This window comes from Neotabrizicola shimadae, from assembly GCF_019623905.1.
In the GTDB taxonomy this organism is placed as follows: Bacteria; Pseudomonadota; Alphaproteobacteria; order Rhodobacterales; family Rhodobacteraceae; genus Neotabrizicola; species Neotabrizicola shimadae.
This window is the reverse complement of the sequence record NZ_CP069370.1, coordinates 2,967,700-2,982,404: the sequence shown is the minus strand read 5'-3', so window position 1 is coordinate 2,982,404 and position 14,705 is coordinate 2,967,700. Positions and strand designations below refer to the sequence as shown.

17 protein-coding genes are annotated in these 14,705 nt (G+C 66.1%); 7 read left to right on the top strand and 10 right to left on the bottom strand.

All coding sequences use genetic code 11. The features are described from left to right. Window positions 1-44: 44 nt before the first annotated feature. The 3 genes from JO391_RS14550 to JO391_RS14540 are packed head-to-tail and all read right to left on the bottom strand — an operon-like array spanning window position 45 to window position 2,278. Window positions 45-512 (bottom strand): YaiI/YqxD family protein, encoded by a 468-nt coding sequence (locus tag JO391_RS14550; protein WP_220661173.1) that lies wholly within the window; start codon window positions 510-512, stop codon window positions 45-47. Then, window positions 505-1,335: an S-formylglutathione hydrolase gene (fghA, locus tag JO391_RS14545; RefSeq protein ID WP_220661172.1), complete on the bottom strand. Its 831-nt coding sequence runs from the start codon at window positions 1,333-1,335 to the stop codon at window positions 505-507. The genes JO391_RS14550 and fghA overlap by 8 nt, the downstream gene beginning before the upstream one ends. A gap of 10 nt (window positions 1,336-1,345) precedes the next feature. Next, complete coding sequence (locus JO391_RS14540) at window positions 1,346-2,278, bottom strand: AEC family transporter (protein WP_220661171.1); 933 nt, start codon at window positions 2,276-2,278, stop codon at window positions 1,346-1,348. A 118-nt stretch (window positions 2,279-2,396) separates the two neighbouring features. On the opposite strand from JO391_RS14540, the gene JO391_RS14535 reads away from it, so the two are divergent. Next, the gene (locus JO391_RS14535) at window positions 2,397-3,113 is read left to right on the top strand and encodes an NYN domain-containing protein (protein WP_220661170.1); all 717 of its coding nucleotides are present in this window, start codon (window positions 2,397-2,399) and stop codon (window positions 3,111-3,113) included. On the opposite strand, the gene JO391_RS14530 is transcribed toward JO391_RS14535, so the two are convergent. Further along, window positions 3,101-3,733, bottom strand: coding sequence for a TetR/AcrR family transcriptional regulator (locus tag JO391_RS14530; protein WP_220661169.1), 633 nt, complete (start codon window positions 3,731-3,733; stop codon window positions 3,101-3,103). The genes JO391_RS14535 and JO391_RS14530 overlap by 13 nt on opposite strands. 77 nt (window positions 3,734-3,810) lie before the next feature. Beyond that, complete coding sequence (locus JO391_RS14525; RefSeq protein ID WP_220661168.1) at window positions 3,811-5,013, bottom strand: calcium-binding protein; 1,203 nt, start codon at window positions 5,011-5,013, stop codon at window positions 3,811-3,813. Between the two features lie 229 nt (window positions 5,014-5,242). Between JO391_RS14525 and mbfA the strand changes: the two genes are divergently transcribed. Together mbfA and JO391_RS14515 are read left to right on the top strand one after the other, a co-directional pair. Beyond that, window positions 5,243-6,217: an iron exporter MbfA gene (mbfA, locus tag JO391_RS14520; RefSeq protein WP_220661167.1), complete on the top strand. Its 975-nt coding sequence runs from the start codon at window positions 5,243-5,245 to the stop codon at window positions 6,215-6,217. Window positions 6,218-6,219: 2 nt separating this feature from the next. Beyond that, window positions 6,220-6,915, top strand: coding sequence for a nitroreductase family protein (locus tag JO391_RS14515; protein WP_220661166.1), 696 nt, complete (start codon window positions 6,220-6,222; stop codon window positions 6,913-6,915). 4 nt (window positions 6,916-6,919) lie between these two features. Here JO391_RS14515 and JO391_RS14510 read toward each other — a convergent pair whose 3' ends face one another. Next, the gene (locus tag JO391_RS14510) at window positions 6,920-7,402 is read right to left on the bottom strand and encodes a RidA family protein (protein WP_220661165.1); all 483 of its coding nucleotides are present in this window, start codon (window positions 7,400-7,402) and stop codon (window positions 6,920-6,922) included. A 109-nt stretch (window positions 7,403-7,511) separates the two neighbouring features. Between JO391_RS14510 and JO391_RS14505 the strand changes: the two genes are divergently transcribed. Both JO391_RS14505 and JO391_RS14500 read left to right on the top strand, forming a co-directional pair. Beyond that, window positions 7,512-8,264, top strand: coding sequence for an NYN domain-containing protein (locus JO391_RS14505; RefSeq protein ID WP_220661164.1), 753 nt, complete (start codon window positions 7,512-7,514; stop codon window positions 8,262-8,264). A gap of 73 nt (window positions 8,265-8,337) precedes the next feature. Continuing rightward, on the top strand, window positions 8,338-9,387 hold the full coding sequence (locus tag JO391_RS14500; RefSeq protein ID WP_220661163.1) for an LLM class flavin-dependent oxidoreductase: 1,050 nt from the start codon (window positions 8,338-8,340) through the stop codon (window positions 9,385-9,387). Between the two features lie 76 nt (window positions 9,388-9,463). On the opposite strand, the gene trhO is transcribed toward JO391_RS14500, so the two are convergent. Next, on the bottom strand, window positions 9,464-10,369 hold the full coding sequence (gene trhO / locus JO391_RS14495; RefSeq protein WP_220664573.1) for an oxygen-dependent tRNA uridine(34) hydroxylase TrhO: 906 nt from the start codon (window positions 10,367-10,369) through the stop codon (window positions 9,464-9,466). 95 nt (window positions 10,370-10,464) lie between these two features. Here trhO and pncA point away from each other — a divergent pair, with 95 nt between their 5' ends. Next, complete coding sequence (gene pncA / locus JO391_RS14490; RefSeq protein WP_220661162.1) at window positions 10,465-11,070, top strand: bifunctional nicotinamidase/pyrazinamidase; 606 nt, start codon at window positions 10,465-10,467, stop codon at window positions 11,068-11,070. A 76-nt stretch (window positions 11,071-11,146) separates the two neighbouring features. Further along, complete coding sequence (gene pncB / locus JO391_RS14485) at window positions 11,147-12,439, top strand: nicotinate phosphoribosyltransferase (protein ID WP_220661161.1); 1,293 nt, start codon at window positions 11,147-11,149, stop codon at window positions 12,437-12,439. Here pncB and JO391_RS14480 read toward each other — a convergent pair. From JO391_RS14480 to JO391_RS14470, 3 genes are all read right to left on the bottom strand, one after another. Continuing rightward, window positions 12,436-13,365, bottom strand: a complete 930-nt coding sequence (locus JO391_RS14480; RefSeq protein WP_220661160.1) for a phosphotransferase enzyme family protein — start codon at window positions 13,363-13,365, stop codon at window positions 12,436-12,438. The genes pncB and JO391_RS14480 overlap by 4 nt on opposite strands. Beyond that, on the bottom strand, window positions 13,362-13,784 hold the full coding sequence (gene arfB / locus JO391_RS14475) for an alternative ribosome rescue aminoacyl-tRNA hydrolase ArfB (RefSeq protein ID WP_220661159.1): 423 nt from the start codon (window positions 13,782-13,784) through the stop codon (window positions 13,362-13,364). Before arfB ends, JO391_RS14480 begins: the two co-directional genes overlap by 4 nt. Window positions 13,785-14,042: 258 nt before the next feature. Continuing rightward, entirely contained in the window at window positions 14,043-14,663 is a 621-nt protein-coding gene (locus tag JO391_RS14470) for a queuosine precursor transporter (RefSeq protein ID WP_220661158.1), read from the bottom strand. Between the last annotated feature and the right edge of the window lie 42 nt (window positions 14,664-14,705).

Genomic DNA, 14,705 nt, shown 5'->3' with positions numbered 1-14,705 from the left:
CTCCCCACAAGGGGGAGGGAGGCGCGGAGGGGGTCGGCCGGGGCTCAGCCGCCGGCGTCGGCGCGGGCCTGGCGGACCATGCGGTCGAGCGCGTCGAGGAAGCGGGAGCGGTCGGATTTCGAGAAGGCGCGGCCGCCGCCCTGGCGGAAGGGATCGGCGCTGCGCAGGTCGGACATCAGGTCGCGCGTGGCGAGCACCATGCCGATGTTGGCGGGGGTGAAGGGCTCGCCGTCGTGGCGGATGACCCTTGCGCCGGCGGCGACACAGCGCGCGGCCAGCGGCACGTCGGCGGTGACGACCACGTCGCCGGGGCGGGCCTGCGACGCGATCCACTTGTCGGCCTCGTCGGGGCCTTCGGCGACGAAGACCGACTGCACCAGCGGGTTGGGCGAGGGCCGGATGCCGCCGTTGGAGACCACGAGCATCGGGATGCCGTGGCGCGTGGCGACCTTTTCGGCCTCGGCCTTCACCGGGCAGGCGTCGGCGTCGATGAGGAGCCGCGGCTCAGCCATTCAGCGCGTCGGCATGGAAGGCGAGGTGATCCTCGATGAAGGAGGAGACGAAGAAATAGCTGTGGTCATAGCCGCGCTGCATCCGGAGCGTGCCGCCCTGGCGGCGGGCGGCCATGGCTTCGGCGAGCGCCTCGGGCTTCAGCAGGTCGAGGAACTGGTCGGAGGTGCCCTGGTCGATGAGAACCGGGCCGTCGAAGCCGAAGCGGCGCATCAGGAGCGTGGAATCGTGGCCGGCCCAGGTGGATTCGTCGGACCCGAGATAGGCCGCGAACTGCTTGCGGCCCCAGTCCGAGGCGGTGGGGTGGGCGATGGGGGCGAAGGCCGATACAGAGGCATAGCGGCCGGGGAAGGACATGGCGAGCGTGAGCGCGCCGTGGCCGCCCATGGAATGGCCGGTGATGGATTGCACTTCCTCGGCAATCGGGAAGGTGTTGAACACCAGGCGCGGCAGTTCGTCGGCGACGTAATCCCACATGCGGAAATGCGGGGCCCAAGGCTTTTCGGTGGCGTTGACGTAGAAGCCCGCGCCCTGGCCGAGATCGTAGGCGTCGTCGTTGGCGACCCCGGCGCCACGGGGCGAGGTGTCGGGGAAGATCAGGGCGATGCCGGCCTGCGCCGCCCAACGCTGTGCGCCGGCTTTCACCATCGCGTTTTCATGGGTGCAGGTGAGGCCCGAGAGGAACCACAGGACGGGGACGGATTCGTGTTCGGCCTCTGCCGGAAGGAACAGGCCGAAGGTCATGTCGCACTGGCAGGCTTGCGAGGGGTGGGTATAGACCCCCTGAACACCGCCGAAGCACCGGGATTCCGAGATCGTCTTCATATTGGCCTCATCACAGGAGCGGGGCGATCCAGGCGATCACTGCCGAGACCGTCACCACGCTGCATATGGTGGAAATCAGGATCGAGGTCGAGACACGCTGTGGCGCGATGCCGAAATGCTGGGCCAGGATGAACACGTTTCCGGCCACGGGCAGGGCGGCGGCGGCGATCATCACGCCAGCCTTGGCAGGATCGACCTTGAACAGGACCAGCGCGGCGAAGGCCACGGCGGCGGGGTGCAGCACCAGTTTGGCGAAGGAGAGCCAGGCAGCGACGGCCACGCGCTCGGCCCGGCGGCCGACGAGGCTGGCGCCGATGGCAAAGAGCGCGCCGGGCGTGGCAGCGGCGCCGAGGAGGACGAGGAATTCGTCCAGCGGTTTCGGCAGGGGCGTGCCGGTGGCACCCCAGATCAGGCCAAGGCCCATGGAGACGATCATCGGGTTCTTCAGTAGCCCCTTCAGCATGGAGCCGGCGTCGGTCAGCGACAGCCGTCCGCTGCGGTGACTCACCACGAGGACGGTGAGAAGCGACGAAAACACCACGAGGTCGATGGAGAGCACCAGAAGCACCGGGCCGGCGGCCTGGGGGCCAAGCAGCATGACGAGCATGGGCACGCCCAGAAAACCCGTGTTGCCGATGACGGCGCATTGCGCTTCGACCGCGGCTTCGCCAAGGCCGCGCCGACGCAGGAAGGCCACCGCCATGGCCAGTGCATAGACGGCGAGTGACGCCAGGAGATAGGCGCCGGCAAAGCGGAGGTCGAAGATTTCGGGCAGGGACAGCGTGGCGGCAAAGCGGAAGAGCATGGCCGACAGTGCGAAGTAGAAGACGAATTTCGTCAGCACCGCCGCGGATTCGGGTGCCATGAAGCGGGTGCGGCCTGCGAGCCAGCCGAGGCCAATCACCGCGAAGAACGGCAGGGTCTTGAGGAGGATCGCCAGCATGCTGCCCTGCAGCGTTTCATGCAGGCCATGGGGATGCAAGGGCAGGGTTTGCCCACAGAGCGCCCAAGGCATGCCGCATTCGCAGGGCAAGTTGATCAGGCAACCGCAGAGCCGCCGCATGACAGAACTCGCCCCGTCTTTCCCCGCCCCATCCTATCCCGCCTCGGCGGTTCGGCCCCGCGTCGCCTTGTTCGTGGATGGCGAGAACATGTCGTCGGCCCATGCCGCTAAGGTGGCGGCGCTGGCCGCGACCAAGGGTGATGTGACGCTGCGGCGGGTTTACGGGAACGCGTCCCAACTGAACGGGTGGCAGGCGGCGCCGGGATTCAGGTTCGTTCACGCTGGTCTGGGCAAGAATGCCGCCGACCTTCTCTTGTGCATCGAGGTCATGCATGTGGCCCTGACGCGGCAGGCGGAGGTGATCTTCATCGCCGCGTCGGACCGGGATTACACGCACCTGGCGAGCTATCTGCGCGAATCGTCGATCACGGTGCACGGGATCGGCGAGGAGGCCAAGGCGCCCGAGGCGCTGCGCAAGGCCTTCTGCAAGTTTCATGGCATCGGACCGGCAGAGCGCGTCGCCGCACCTGTGGCGGCTGTGGAAGGGGCTTCGCCGAGCGGTTCGATGCTGGATGCCGTGCTGGGCCTTGTCGGGGCGGCGGGTGAGGCGGGAATGCCGATCCACGAGCTTGACCCGCTGATGCAGCGGGCGGGGTTCAGCATCTCGCAGCAGCCGGAGAAGACCTGGCGCAAGTGGCTGGAGGCGCGGAGCACCTTGTTCGACTGCGACCCGAAGGGACCGGGTGCGCGGGTGAGGTGGCGTCAGCCGGCCTGAGCTTTGGCACCGTAGCGCGCCATGAACATCTGCACCGCGCCCCGGACGACGCGGGCGGCGGCCTCTGGCGCGGGGCGGTCGTCGAGGCCGAAGATCAGGCGGTCGTGCAGAACCGCCTTGCAGAGCTGCACGAACTGGTCGGCAGCCAGTTCCAGATCGTCGATCGCCAGTTCGCCGCGGGTCACGGCGGATTCGAGGAAGGCCACCAGCCTTTCGCGTGCAAGACGGGGACCGGAATCATAGAACTCGCGGCCAAGGCCGGGGAAGCGGTCGGCTTCGGCCAGGCAGATGCGGAAGATGCGCTGGCCGAATTCGGACAGGGTGAAGGCGGTGATGCGTTCGGCGGCGAGGGTCAGGACCTCGGCCACGGGCGCGTCGGTATCCAGAAGCTCCAGAGTGGCTTCGGCCTGGCGGCGGCATTCCACCTTGGCCACTTCCATGAAGAGAAGGCGCTTGTCGGGGAAATAGGAATAGAGCGTGGCCTTGGACACGGCAGCGGCGCGGGCGATTTCGTCCACCGAGGCCGCTTCGAAACCGTCGCGCAGGAAGATGTCGCGGGCGCCGTCCAGCACCTGCGTGAACTTGCGTCCCCTGCGGATCAGCGGCTCGACGGTTCCCATGGCCGCGACCTTAGACCGCCGGGACAGGGGCAGGCAAGCGAGCGGAACGTGTTGCAGTGGCGGGTGGGGCGGGGAGGTCAGAAGATGAATTCGCTTACGTCGATATCGCTCAGGGTCAGGCCCTGGAAGGTTATCTCCCCCAGAGCCGCACCCAGACCGCCAAGGTCGAGGACGATACCCCCCGACACGGCAGAGAAGAACGGAAAGACTACGGTGGCGAAGTCCGCGGGGTCGATGCCGAAGGCGTGGATGTCGATCTTGTCGATGCCATTCTCGAAATCCGTGACGACATCGTTGCCATTCTGGATGTCGAAGACGAACGTGTCGCCACCCGCAGAGCCGGACAGGGTGTCGTTGTCGGCGCCGCCGACGAGGCGGTCGTTCCCGTCGCCGCCGATCAGGACATCCTTTCCCGTCCTGCCGATCAGGAGGTCGCTTTCGCCGCCCCCGGACAGGGTGTCATTCCCGCTGCCCCCGTCCATGGCATCTTGGAAAGCGCCGCCCGTAATCGAGTCTCTGCCGGCGCCGCCCAGGATTGTGCCCTGAACACGGCCGGTTGCAGTGGCGGCATATATGTCGTCGCCACCCTCAAGCCGGACATTGCCGATCATCGTGCCAGAGTTGGTGACGCTGTCGGCGCCCATCTTCGCCGCGACGAAAGAGCCGAGCCTGCCGGAGATCGTGCCCGAGTTTACCAGTGTGACATTGCCGAAGCCATCGGTCGTGGTGCCCTCGTAGGTTGAGGAAATCCCCCAGTCACCCCCGACAATCTGCCCGCTGTTGGTGATCGTGGTGCGCGTGGTTGTCGCGGAGAAGGTATCTGTCGCCAGAATGCCGATCTTCTCGCCCTCGATCAGGCCGCTGTTCGATATGATCGCGGCATTGTGCAAGGAGGTGTAGATGCCGAAGTGCCCGAAAACCTCGCCTCGGTTCGTGACCGCGCAGCGCAGGCTGTAGGCCCCGACACCAATGTAGCCGCCGGCGACGGTTCCGGCGTTGACGATGCGGGTGTCTGTTGCGGCGAAATCGGTGTCGATGCCGACATAGCCGGTAATCTGCGCAGTGGCGGTGATGCTGAGCAGATTGTGCGACCCTGAGACAAACATCCCTTCGCCGCCGTAAACGAGCCCGCCCGCAATATCCCCTTTGACTGTGACCCTGTTTTCGCCGACCAGGGTGAGGATCGGGTCTGTGCTGGTGTAGTCGTACCAAAGTTCGTTGCCCGCAATCACTACTGACTGTCCGGTGTTCAGAACGATATGCGTTCTCAGCTTCACCATGACGACTACCCCCTGTTGCACTGAGACTAACTGTCGGCTTCCACCGGCGCTTGAAAGCAACTCGCAGGCTTGCGGCTGCCTTGAGAGCTTTGGCCTTTCGGACTGGCTGGTGCGACGGTTGCCATAAGCCCGAGTTTATGTCGCCCGGACAGGGGCAGGCAAGCGAGCGGAACGGGTTGCAGTGGCGGGTGGGGCGGCTAGATTGGAATCATTCCAGAAAGTGGGTGCCATGCTCTCTGCCCTGACCCAACGCCGCCGCTTTTCCGACCTGTCCGAGCAGGAGGTTCTGGCCTTGGCCATATCCTCGGAAGAGGACGATGCGCGCATCTACCGCAGCTTCGCGCAGCGGCTGAGTGCGGAGTATCCGGCTTCGGCCGCGATCTTCGACCAGATGGCGGCGGAAGAGGATGTGCACCGCCAGCGGCTGATCGAACTGCACCGGGCGCGGTTCGGCGAGGTGATTCCGCTGATCCGCCGGGAACATGTGGCGGGGTATTATGCCCGAAATCCGGTGTGGCTGACCGCCAACCTGTCGATCGAGCGCATCCGCGAGGAGGCGCATCAGATGGAGAAATCGGCGGCCGATTTCTACACGCGCGCGGCGCAGCGCACGACGGATGCGGCGACGCGGAAACTGCTGGGCGACCTGGCGGCGGCCGAGGCGGGGCATGACCACAAGGCGGGGGAGCTGACCGCCGGGCTGCCGCAGGATGCGAAGGAGGCCGAGGACCATTCGGCGCGGCGGCAGTTCATCCTGACCTGGGTGCAGCCTGGGCTGGCGGGGCTGATGGATGGCTCGGTCTCCACCCTCGCGCCGATCTTCGCCACGGCCTTTGCCACGCAGGACAGCCATACCACGCTGCTGGTGGGCGCGGCGGCGGCGGTGGGTGCTGGCATCTCGATGGGATTCACCGAGGCGGCGCATGACGATGGCGTGCTGTCGGGGCGGGGATCACCGATCAAGCGGGGCTTTGCCTCTGGGATCATGACGGCCATCGGGGGGCTGGGGCACGCGCTGCCCTATCTGATCCCCGATTTCTGGACGGCCACGGCAATTGCGGTGGCGGTGGTGTTCGTCGAGTTGTGGGCGATTGCCTGGATTCAGAACCGGTACATGGAAACCCCGTTCTTCCGCGCGGCCTTGCAGGTGGTGGTTGGCGGTGCTTTGGTCTTTGCGGCGGGGGTGCTGATCGGGGGAGGGTGAGGATGTACCGCAAGGGCGAGGTGACGTATCAGGCTTTGCCTTTGCCCGACCGGGTGCAGGTGGCGCCCGCGCAATCGCTGGCGCAGGCCGAGGCGTTCCGCGACCAGATGCGCAAGCGCCATTCGGTGCGGCGGTTTTCCCCTGACCCCGTGGACGAGGCAGTGATCCGCGCCTGCATCGAGACGGCGGCGGGCGCGCCATCGGGGGCCAATCACCAGCCCTGGCATTTCGCTGCGGTGAGCGACGCGGCCCTCAGGGCGCGCATCCGCGAGGGGGCCGAGGCGGAGGAGCGCGCCTTCTATGCCGGGGGCGCGGGCGACGAGTGGCTTGCGGCGCTGGAACCCATCGGGACGGGGGTGGACAAGCCGCACCTGACCGAGGCGCCCTGGCTGATCGTGGTCTTTGCCGAACGCTATGGCTTTACCGAGGATGGGACGCGCTACAAGAATTACTACGTGCCGGAAAGCGTGGGCATCGCGACCGGCTTCCTGATCGCGGCGATTCACCAGGCCGGGCTGGTGACACTGCCGCATACGCCGAACCCGATGGCCTTTCTGAACCCGCTGCTGAACCGGCCCGCGCATGAGAAGCCGATGTTCATCCTGCCGGTGGGCTATCCGGCGGCCGACGCCACGGTGCCGGCGGTGGCCAAGCGGAAGAAGCCGCTTGGCCGTGTGATGAGCCTGAACGGGGGGTGAGCGGTCACTCGACCTCGATGGTGGCCCAGGTTTCGAAGCAGACGCCGTTGGCCAGCGCCATGACGCCGATGGTGGCGCGGCCGCCGAGGCCACGTTCGCGTCCGAAAACCTCGACAAAGAGGTCGGACATGCCGGACGAGACCTTGTGGACATCGGGGAAATCCGGCGTGCAGACCACGAAGTTCAGCGTGCGGACGATGCTTTTCACCCGGTCGAGCGAGCCCACGGCCTGACGGATGCCGCCAAGCACGTTGATGCCGGTCTGGCGCGCGGCGGCGTAGCCCTGTTCGACAGAAAGGTCCTGGCCGAGCCGGCCCTTGTGGGTGATCTGCGTGCCGATCTGGGCGACATGGCCGGACAGGAACAGAAGGCTGCCGACGCGGTGAAAGGGCTTCATCGTGCCGTAATCCGCGCCGTAATAGCCGTCGCGGTCGAAATCGGGCAGGTCGAGGCCCATGCGGATGGCCAAGGCTTCGGGGCTGGTCATGCGGTGAACTCCTGTGGGATGCGCGCAGAGTGGCGAAGCAGAGGCGGGATTTCCAGCGGCGCTTTCCAATCGGGCGGCGTTGCGGCACAACGGATGCAAAGGAGTGCCCATGCCCGACCCCCGTGCCCCGCGCCTGTGCGTGCTGATCGACGCCGACAACGTGCCCGCCTCTTATGCCGAGGCGATCTTCGAGGAGATCGCTTCGCTGGGCGAGGCCAGCGTGCGCCGGATCTATGGCGACTGGTCGGCGACCCGGTTGAATGCCTGGGCGAAGAAGGTGGCCTCGCTGGGGTTGGTGGCGGATCAGCAGTTTTCCAACACCAAGGGCAAGAATGCGTCCGACATCGGCCTGGTGATATCGGCCATGGATTTCCTGCATTCGGGGCTGTTCGACGGCTTCGTTCTGGTGTCGTCGGACAGCGATTTCACCCGGCTGGCGGCGCGAATCCGCGAGCAGGGGCTGGATGTCTATGGCATCGGCGAGAAGAAGACACCGGAAGCCTTCCGCATGGCCTGCAAGCGGTTCATCTATGTCGAGAACCTGTCGGCCACGGAAGCTGCGGCGGACGATCCGCGGCCCAGGGCCGAGGCCGGGCCGCAGGAACCCGCCCCTGTGCGGGCCGGGAAGGAGCCGCCGACCAAGGCGATCCACCTGATCGTGACGGCAATGCGTGCCATCGACCCGGAGGGCGAGTGGTATTCCTTGGGGCAGATCGGCCAGTACATCACGCAAGGCAACCCGGATTTCGACACGCGGACCTATGGCAGCGCCAAGCTGTCGGACCTGATCAAGAAGCTGTCGAGCCGGTTCGAGACGCGCCCCGGCCCCGGCGGGCAGTTGCAGGTGCGCGACGTCGCGTGAGCGCATGTGCGTGCATGCAGGTTTTCCGGCCGTTCCGGGGTGCCTATGTTGAGCGCCGAACAGGAGACCTGACATGAGCGAACCGATTTCCCTTGGCCTCGACACGTTCGGCGACGTGACCCGCGGTGCGGACGGCCAGTTGAAGCCGATGGACCAGGTGCTGCGCGACGTGGTCGAGGAAGCGGCCTATGCCGACGAGCTGGGCATCGACTTCATCGGCCTGGGCGAGCATCACCGGCCCGATTTCGCGATTTCGGCGCCCGAGATCGTGCTGGCGGCGATTGCCGGGCGCACGAAGCGCATTCATCTGGGCACCGCTGTGACGGTGCTTTCGACCGATGACCCGGTGCGGGTGTTCCAGCGGTTTTCCACGCTGAATGCCGTATCGAACGGCCGGGCCGAGGTGATCCTGGGGCGGGGCAGCTTTACCGAAAGCTATCCGCTGTTCGGGTACGAGTTGCAGGATTACGACCAGTTGTTCGAGGAAAAACTGGACCTCTTTGCCAGATTGGCGCGCGATCAGCGGGTGACGTGGTCGGGACAGACCCGGACGGGGCTGAAGGATCAGGTGGTCTATCCGACACTGGGGCCGGCAGGGCTGACCACCTGGGTTGGCGTGGGTGGCAGCCCGGAATCTGTGGTGCGGGTGGTGCGGCAGGATCTGCAGCTGATGCTGGCGATCATCGGCGGCGACCCGCGGCGGTTTGCTCCCTATGTGGACCTGTACGAGCGCGCCTGCGCGCAGCTTGGCCGCCCGCGGCGGCCGGTGGGCATCCATTCGCCCGGCCATGTCGCGGCGACGGACGAAGAAGCGCGCGAGCAGCTTTGGCCGCATTACCGCGAGATGTTCGGACGCATCGGCGCCGAGCGCGGCTGGCCGCCGGTGACGAAGGACAAGTACATCGCCGAAATCGAGCACGGCTCGCTGTATGTGGGATCGCCCGACACGGTGGCGCGCAAGATCGCCTCGGCGGTGCGGGCGCTGAACGTGCAGCGGTTCGACCTGAAATATGCGACCGGCCCGATGCCGCACGAGACCCTGATGGAGGGGCTGCGCCACTATGGCGAGAAGGTCATCCCGATGGTGCGCGAGATGCTGGCCGAAGCGCCGGTGACGGCTTGAGTCAGAGCGGATTGCGTTCAATCTGGTTCAGATTGAACGCAATCCAAGACAGTCAAGCCTTTGGGGATGTTGCGCTTCAGTCGGTGACGAACATGGCCTCGCCCCGGCTGCGGGCGAGGTCGGCTTGGCGCTGGCGTTCGCGGAAGCGGGCGCGGTCGTATTCGGAGTATTCATCGCGGCACTGCGGGCAGGAAACGCCGCGTTCGTAATCTTGGTGCTCGCGGTCCTGGGCGCGCAGCGGGCGGCGGCAGGCGTGGCAAAGGCCGGCGGTTCCGGGTTTCAGGCCGTGGCCCACCGAGACGCGGCCGTCGAAGACGAAGCATTCGCCCTGCCAGAGGCTTTCGCTTTCGGGCACCTCTTCAAGGTATTTCAGGATGCCGCCCTTGAGGTGATAGACCTCGGCCACCCCCTGCGACATCAGCCAGTTCGTGGACTTTTCGCAGCGGATGCCGCCGGTGCAGAACATGGCGATCTTCTTCTTGTGAAAGCGGTCGCGGTTGGCCTGCCACCAGGCGGGGAAGTCGCGGAAGCTGTCCGTGCCGGGATCCACTGCGCCGGCAAAGGTGCCAAGCGCCACCTCATAGGCGTTGCGGGTGTCGATCACGGCGACGTCGGGCTGGCTGATCAGGGCGTTCCAGTCGGCCGGGGTGACGTAGTGGCCGGTGCCGGCTGTGGGGTCCACGCCGGGCTGGCCCATCGTCACGATCTCGGCCTTGATCTTCACCTTCATGCGGCCGAAGGGCTGGGTTGGGGCCGGGCTTTCCTTCCAGTCCAGCGCCGCGCAGCCGGGCAGGGCGCGCAGGTGGGCGAGCACCGCGTCGATGCCGTCGCGCGGGCCGGCGATGGTGCCGTTCAGCCCTTCGTGCGCCAGAAGGATGGTGCCCCTCACCTGCGATGCCTGGGCCAGCGCCAGAAGCGGGGGCTTTAGCGCGGCGGGGTCGGGCAGGCGGGTGAAGTGGTAGAGCGCGGCGACGGTCAGCATGACGGCGGGATAGGCCCGTGGGCCGATCTGGGCAAGCGGGCTTTTCAACGCGGGCGCGGCGCGGCATCCTGCCGGCGAGAATGGAAGGATCCCCCATGCGCCCAGCCAATCAGGCCTTGATCGTCATCGACATCCAGAACGATTTCTGTCCCGGCGGCGCGCTGGCCGTGGCAGGGGGTGACGAGATCATTCCGATGGTCAATGCGCTGATGGAGGAGTTCCAGATCGTGGTGCTGACCCAGGACTGGCATCCGGAGGACCATTCCAGCTTTGCCGCCAGCCACCCCGGCGCCGCACCGTTCAGCCTGATCGAGATGCCCTATGGTCCGCAGGTGCTGTGGCCGGTGCATTGTGTGCAAGGTTCGGGCGGGGCGGCGTTTCATCCGGCCCTGCGCACGGACCCGGCGCATCTGGTGATCCGCAAGGGGTTCCGGCCGCAGATCGACAGCTATTCGGCCTTCTATGAAAACGACCGCGTGACGCCGACCGGGCTGGACGGCTGGCTGAAGAACATCGGCGTGACGGCGGTGACGGTGGTGGGGCTGGCGACCGATTACTGCGTGGCCTATTCGGCGCTGGATGCGGTGAGCCACGGCTTCACCACGACGGTGATCGAGGCCGCCTGCCGGGCCATCGACCTGAACGGCAGCCTGGCCGAGGCGCGGGCGCAGATGCGGGACGCGGGCGTGCGCCTGGTCTGACAGGCAGCGAGGCCGGAAATCCGGCTTCCAAATGCGGGTTTGCCGGTCTACGACCGCAGGAAGGGGAGGACCGGCAATGGTCGACATCGCCACGCGCGTCTACAATCACAACTGGAAGATCGACCCGATCGTGCGGTCGATCATCGACACCGACTTCTACAAGCTGTTGATGTGTCAGTCGATCTTTCGCAACCGGCCCGATACGCGGGTGGTGTTCTCGCTGATCAACCGCACCACGAGCATCCGGCTGGCCGAACTGATCGACGAGGGCGAGCTGCGCGAGCAGTTGGACCATGTGCGGTCCTTGAGCCTGACGCGGGGCGAAAGCACCTGGCTGCGCGGCAACACGTTCTATGGTAAGCGCCAGATGTTCCGCTCTGACTTCATGGAGTGGTTCGAAGGGCTGCGCCTGCCGCCTTATCACCTGGAAAAGCGCGACGGGCAGTTCGAGCTGACCTTCGAGGGCGCCTGGCCCGAGGTGATGCTATGGGAGATCCCGGCGCTGGCCGTACTGATGGAGCTGCGGTCGCGCGCGGTGCTGAAGACCATGGGCAAGTTCGAGCTGCAGGTGCTGTATGCCCGGGCGATGACGCGGCTGTGGGAGAAGATCGAGCGGCTGCGGACCATCCCCGACCTGAAGATCGCCGATTTCGGCACGCGGCGGCGGCACAGTTTCCTGTGGCAGGACTGGTGCGTGCAGGCGATGCAGGAAGGCCTGGGCGATGCCTTCATCGGCACGTCGAACTGCCGCATTGCGATGCGGCGGGACATCGAGGCCATCGGCACCAATGCGCATGAACTGCCAATGGTGCTGGCCGCTTTGGCCGACAGCGACGAGGAACTGGCGCGAGCGCCCTATGACGTGCTGGCGGACTGGCACGAGGAGCATGACGGCAACCTGCGCATCATCCTACCCGATACGTTCGGCAGCGAGGGGTTCCTGCGCAACGCGCCGGACTGGCTGAACAAGTGGACGGGGATGCGGATCGATTCGGGCGATCCGGCGGCGGGCGCCGAGGCTGCGATCCGCTGGTGGCAGGACCGGGGCGAGGATCCGCGTACGAAGCTGGTGATCTTTTCCGACGGGCTGGACGTGGAGAAAATGTTCGAGCTGCACGCGCGGTTCCACGGCCGGGTGAAGGTGTCCTTCGGCTGGGGCACGCTTCTGACCAATGATTTCCGCGGGCTCGCGCCGGGCGATGCGCTGGCGCCGTTCAGTCTGGTCTGCAAGGCGGTTTCGGCGAATGGCCGGCCCACGGTGAAGCTTTCGGACAATCCCAACAAGGCGATGGGTCCGGCCGACCAGGTGGCGCGCTACAAGCGGGTCTTCGGGGTGGGCGCGCAGCAGCCGCTGAAGGTGGAAGTCTAGCCCATCACCAGGGCGATGCAGTGCATGGCCCTGTCGATGAAGCGGCGATGCGCCGGATCGTCCGGGGCCAGACGCGTGATCATCCAGCCGACCGAGGCGAGGCAGCGGGCGAGCAGCAGTGCGTCAACAAGGACGGGATCGCAGGGCCGGGTTTCGGCATAGCCATCCAGCAGGGCCTGGCGCAGGGCGGGGAAGGTTGGTTCGTACAGGTTCTGGCTGAGAGCGGTGCCTAGATCATAGGCGCGGAAGCCGATGCCGCTGTCATCGAAGTCGATGAGCGAGAGCGAACCGCCGTTCGCAAACACGTTCTCGCGCAGGACATCGGCATGGATCGGGCCGATGTCGGCCTGAGATTCTGCGCGCGACAGACGATCGTGCAGGAAAGCGCGGGCATCGTGGAGGCGCGCGGATTCGGCGGGTGAAAGCTGGGGATGGTCCCAGAACCGGCCCCACCGCGGCGCCTTGCCAATGAAACCCGCCGTGTCCCAGCGGGGCAGGGTGAAAGTGGCGGGCAGGTTCAGCCTGTCGGTTTCGTTGTGGAGGCGAGCGAGAAGCATGCCGATGGCGGCGTAGAGACGGACCTGGGCTTCCGCGTCGCCCGCAAGGGCCGTGCCACCCTTCCCGACGGGGATGCCTTCGATCCAGGAGAGGGCAGAGGCATGGTGGTCCGGGCCGATGCTGTGCAGGAGGTCGCCGTTCTTTGCGGGCAGCGGGACCGGGACCGGCAACCCGGCTTCAGCGAGAGCCGCGCACCACCAGAGTTCGGAGCGGATCACCCCGGCGTCGCGGTAGCCTGGCCGGTGCAGCCGCAAGGCGGCAAAGCGGCCATCGGGAAGGGCGATCTGGTAGACGCGGTTCTCGCGTTCGGCGAGCAGGCGGAGGATGCGACCGTCCCAGGCGGCGGCGGCCGTTTCGGCCTGGATCATTCCTCGTCCCCGACCGTGCCGCGCAGGGCCTTGACCTCGCCCCGGTGCTGCTTTGCTGCGACGCGCCGGCGTTGGCTGGCAAGCGTCGGCTTTGTGGCGACGCGGCGCTTGGGGGCGACCAGGGCGGCGCGGATCATCTCGACCAGGCGTTCGCGCGCAAGTTCGCGGTTGCGGGCCTGGCTGCGGGTTTCCTCGGCACGGATGACGATGGCGCCCTCATCCGTCCAACGGCGGCCGGCGAGGCGCTTCAGGCGAGCCTTCACCGGGGCGGTCAGGTGCGGCGACCTTTCGGCCTCGAAACGGAGTTCGACAGCGGTTTCCACCTTGTTGACGTTCTGCCCGCCGGGCCCGGACGAACGCGAGAATGTTTCGACCAGTTCCCAATCGGCCAGGGCCAGGGTTTCAGTGATGCGCAGCATGGGCCGATTGTAATTTGGCGGTCACAGAAGAGAAAGGGCCGCCGGCATTGCGGCGACCCTTTCCGAGTTCAAGGAGATGGGCCAGTTAGGTTTCAAGCCCAATCAGTGGTCCGTTGACCAAGGGGCTGCCCTTAGAAAACGCTCCTCCTGACTGTCCCGACACCTCTCTCCAATATCACTCTAGACACTGGATCACCTCCTTTCAGAATGTTTCCGATAAGGGGAGCGTGACACAGATTTGGTGTTCGTCAACTGAAATTACGCAACCCGTGCCGCATAACGTGCAATTGCCAGCCGGAAGGGGAGAAGTGCCACTATTGCGATCAGAAGCTTCACCGACCAGTCCGCAACTGCCATGGAAACCCACAGCGGCAGGGCCGGGCCGTGGCCGAGAAGCGGCACCAGTTCGTTGGCCCAGGCCACATCGTTTGCGGGTTCAAGGAAGGTGAAGGCGCTGGCGAAGGCGAGGGAGAAGAAGGTCAGCGTGTCGAGCGACGACCCGGCCATGGTGGCGAAAAAGGGCGCACGCCACCAGGTCTGGCCGCGGAAGCGGTTGAAGACGGCGATGTCGAGGAACTGTGCCACGAGGAAAGCCGCACCAGAGGCAATGGCCACGCGGAGCGTGACGAGGGGGCCGAACTCGCCCTGGATCTGGGTACCGAAGATGGAGCAGGCGAGCCCGGTGAGAAAGCCGGCCCAGACCACCTTGCGCGCCGCGGGCGTGCCCTGGAAGCGGTTGACCAGGTCGGTGACGAGGAAGGCGAAGGGGTAGGTGAAAGCCCCCCAGGTGAGAAAATCACCGGCGAGGAACTGCACGAGGATGTTGGAGGCCAGCACGATGGCGGCCATGGCGAGGATGCCAGGAAGAAGCGAGCGCATGACGATGTTCCGTTTTTACAAGGTCGCGGAGACTTGGCCCCC

What these genes read in the sequence shown, in the direction of transcription:
- JO391_RS14525 (WP_220661168.1), bottom strand. Translation starts at nt 5,013, where the DNA reads ATGGTGAAGCTGAGAACGCATATCGTTCTGAACACCGGACAGTCAGTA.
- JO391_RS14470 (WP_220661158.1), bottom strand. Translation starts at nt 14,663, where the DNA reads ATGCGCTCGCTTCTTCCTGGCATCCTCGCCATGGCCGCCATCGTGCTG.
- pncA (WP_220661162.1), top strand. Translation starts at nt 10,465, where the DNA reads ATGCGCCCAGCCAATCAGGCCTTGATCGTCATCGACATCCAGAACGAT.
- JO391_RS14540 (WP_220661171.1), bottom strand. Translation starts at nt 2,278, where the DNA reads ATGCTGGCGATCCTCCTCAAGACCCTGCCGTTCTTCGCGGTGATTGGC.
- JO391_RS14530 (WP_220661169.1), bottom strand. Translation starts at nt 3,733, where the DNA reads ATGGGAACCGTCGAGCCGCTGATCCGCAGGGGACGCAAGTTCACGCAG.
- JO391_RS14535 (WP_220661170.1), top strand. Translation starts at nt 2,397, where the DNA reads ATGACAGAACTCGCCCCGTCTTTCCCCGCCCCATCCTATCCCGCCTCG.
- arfB (WP_220661159.1), bottom strand. Translation starts at nt 13,784, where the DNA reads ATGCTGCGCATCACTGAAACCCTGGCCCTGGCCGATTGGGAACTGGTC.
- JO391_RS14480 (WP_220661160.1), bottom strand. Translation starts at nt 13,365, where the DNA reads ATGATCCAGGCCGAAACGGCCGCCGCCGCCTGGGACGGTCGCATCCTC.
- JO391_RS14505 (WP_220661164.1), top strand. Translation starts at nt 7,512, where the DNA reads ATGCCCGACCCCCGTGCCCCGCGCCTGTGCGTGCTGATCGACGCCGAC.
- JO391_RS14500 (WP_220661163.1), top strand. Translation starts at nt 8,338, where the DNA reads ATGAGCGAACCGATTTCCCTTGGCCTCGACACGTTCGGCGACGTGACC.
- JO391_RS14510 (WP_220661165.1), bottom strand. Translation starts at nt 7,402, where the DNA reads ATGACCAGCCCCGAAGCCTTGGCCATCCGCATGGGCCTCGACCTGCCC.
- fghA (WP_220661172.1), bottom strand. Translation starts at nt 1,335, where the DNA reads ATGAAGACGATCTCGGAATCCCGGTGCTTCGGCGGTGTTCAGGGGGTC.
- pncB (WP_220661161.1), top strand. Translation starts at nt 11,147, where the DNA reads ATGGTCGACATCGCCACGCGCGTCTACAATCACAACTGGAAGATCGAC.
- trhO (WP_220664573.1), bottom strand. Translation starts at nt 10,369, where the DNA reads ATGCTGACCGTCGCCGCGCTCTACCACTTCACCCGCCTGCCCGACCCC.
- JO391_RS14550 (WP_220661173.1), bottom strand. Translation starts at nt 512, where the DNA reads ATGGCTGAGCCGCGGCTCCTCATCGACGCCGACGCCTGCCCGGTGAAG.
- mbfA (WP_220661167.1), top strand. Translation starts at nt 5,243, where the DNA reads ATGCTCTCTGCCCTGACCCAACGCCGCCGCTTTTCCGACCTGTCCGAG.
- JO391_RS14515 (WP_220661166.1), top strand. Translation starts at nt 6,220, where the DNA reads ATGTACCGCAAGGGCGAGGTGACGTATCAGGCTTTGCCTTTGCCCGAC.